The organism is Chamaesiphon polymorphus CCALA 037, assembly GCF_003003845.1.
In the GTDB taxonomy this organism is placed as follows: Bacteria; Cyanobacteriota; Cyanobacteriia; order Cyanobacteriales; family Chamaesiphonaceae; genus Chamaesiphon; species Chamaesiphon polymorphus.
The window spans coordinates 1-2565 of the sequence record NZ_PVWO01000663.1 but is presented as its reverse complement, the minus strand read 5'-3'; the positions used below and the strand labels follow the sequence as shown (position 1 = coordinate 2565).

The 2565-nt window shown below is 48.4% G+C and carries 1 protein-coding gene; it reads right to left on the bottom strand.

Features of this window, described 5'->3' with window-relative positions:
• Nucleotides 1–152 precede the first annotated feature (152 nt).
• Nucleotides 153–2369 (bottom strand): ATP-binding protein, encoded by a 2217-nt coding sequence (locus C7B77_RS27960; protein ID WP_106312771.1) that lies wholly within the window; start codon nucleotides 2367–2369, stop codon nucleotides 153–155.
• Between the last annotated feature and the right edge of the window lie 196 nt (nucleotides 2370–2565).

Genomic DNA, 2565 nt, shown 5'->3' with positions numbered 1-2565 from the left:
CTCCTGAGATCGTCAGCACGTCGTCGTTGGCGTTCGGCTTCGCGTTCCGTTGGCGGAGCCTCTCGGAGAGAAGCGAAGCCTGCGCTTTGCGCTTACGCAAAAGTCGCGAATAGCCTCTCCAAAGGATAATCGCGATCTAAACTAATATATACCTATAAAGTACCCTGAGGTAACAAGTTTTTATTCATCGGTTGAGGTAATGTAACGAAAAATGTACTACCTTGACCCAAAGTACTTTCTGCCCAAATCAGCCCTTGATGTTGCTCGACGATCGATTTGCAAATGGCAAGTCCCAAACCCGTACCGCCTTTATCGCGAGAATCAGAAACATCTACTTGTTGAAATCGACCGAAAATAGTGTCTAATTTATCAGCAGGAATGCCTCGCCCACAATCTTTCACCGCAAAGCGAATTTGACGAGATCCGCTACTCGAGTTGAGTTGAGACGTGTCAACTCTAGTCGAGCTGTATGGTATCCGCTCGTCGAGCGTTGCTGCTGAGATCGAGATCGCACTATTTGGGGTTGAAAATTTGATCGCATTACCAATTAGATTAGTCAATGTTTGGAGAATGCGATCGGGTGAGACAAAAATCTGCAAGGAGGGACAATCTTCTAGTACCAGATCTACGCCAGCGGCAGCAGCAGAACCAGTCATCACATCGATCGCTTGTTTGAGTAAGTTGTGGGCATCGCACCATTCTAGGGCTAGGGCCTGACGATCGGCATCTAATTTATCTAAATCGAGAATATTATTTACCAACCGCACCAGGCGTTCGGTTTCATTGGAGGCAATCTCGATCATCTGCTTCATCTGTGCTGGCTCGTCATCCATCAAACCCATTGCCAATAGCCCCAAAGCACCCTGCATCGAAGTCAGCGGCGTGCGGAGTTCGTGGCTGACAATTCCAATAAATTCATCTTTGAGCTTTTCGACTGCCCGATGTTGTTTTAATTCCGCATTGAGCAATTGTAAGGTCATTTCCGCTTGCTTGCGCTGTGTCAATTCGGTTTGGGCTTGGGCAAACAAATTGGCTTGTTGAATGGCGATACTGACTTGGCTGGCGAGCTGTTTGACTAGCTCGATCTCGGAAGCTTGCCAAGCTCTCGGTTCCGAGCAGTGGTGGGCGATCAGTAAGCCCCATAATTTATCCCGTTTAAAGATCGGTACTGCCAGATTGGCGCGGATTTGGAGACTTTCTAACATTTGAATGTGCAGATCGTCAAGTTCGGCAGTGTAGATATCGGCATTGGCGATGATACACCCTTGTTGAAAGTGGTCGATCGCCGATTTGCCACAAGGACGATAGACTCGATCGTGCGTGAGGATGTCACACCATTCCGTCCCCACCGATTCGACGATCGCTTTACCGCTCCAGTCAGGTAAAAATTTATAAACTAGTACGCGCTCGATTTGCAAAAATTGCTGTACCTCATCGACAGTGGTTTGCAGAATTTCCTCTAAATCGAGCGATTGCCGGATGCGTACCGTCATATCCAGTACTAGGCGTTGTCGATCTAGTTGAGTTTGTAATAATTGTTGTGCTTGCTGTCGCTCGTCGATATTTACAACGGTACCGATCGTCCGGATCGGTTGCCCAGCATCGTTAAAATATGCCTCGCCCCGCGTCTCGATCCAATGAGTATTCCCATCTGGCCAAATAATCCGAAATTGATGACACAGGCTGGTATGAGTCTCGATCGATTTTACGACTTGTTCGTGGAATCTAGCGCGATCGTCTGGATGAATGCACAGATCGAATGTTTCGTAGGTGCCATCGAAACCACCCGGCGTGAAGCCAAATAACTCTTCATGTTCGCGGTTCCAGTGGATCTGTCCCGTCAGCAGATCCCAATCCCAAATTCCCATCCGTGCCGATGCCAACGCCAAGCGGAGTTGCTCCTCCTTCTGGTTCAAAACTTTGAGATGTCGCTGGTTTTGGATCTGAAGCTCGGCGACTTGACGCAGGAGTTCGCCCTGCTTGATTGCATTGTGTAATGACAAGCGTAAATTTTCGGTCGTTACTGCCGATTTACTCAGATACTGCTGGGCACCACATTCGATCGCCAGGTTTGCTAGGTTCTCTTTATCGTACTCTGTCAGCAGTACCACCGGGAGATCGGGTTTTTTGATTTGCTGCTGTAAAGCTTGCAAAAATTCCAACCCATTCATATCTGGGAGGACATAATCGAGCAAAATGGCATCGGGTTGAGCGATCCGATATTGTCTCAATCCTTCTGCGCCCGTCTCTGTCTCCAGGATGATGTAGTTGTAGCGATTGTCTTGACTCAAATAGTCCCGCAACTTACTGCGATATGTCAGGGAGTCTTCCACAATCAGAATTGTCCGCGATCGATCGTTCGTGTCCATTTTCTGCTAACTATGTCTAAAAACTGGTATTTCGATATCTAGCCGATCGATCGCGCCGAGCGTGTTGCACCGAGCAAAAATTAGAACCGATCCTAGGCTTATAGTGCCCAAAAGTGACAACAGTGAACTACCCCGCCCTGCACAATCGCGCTTACGCGCTCATGTGCGAGGACGGAGCTTCCGACTTCGAGGGCGA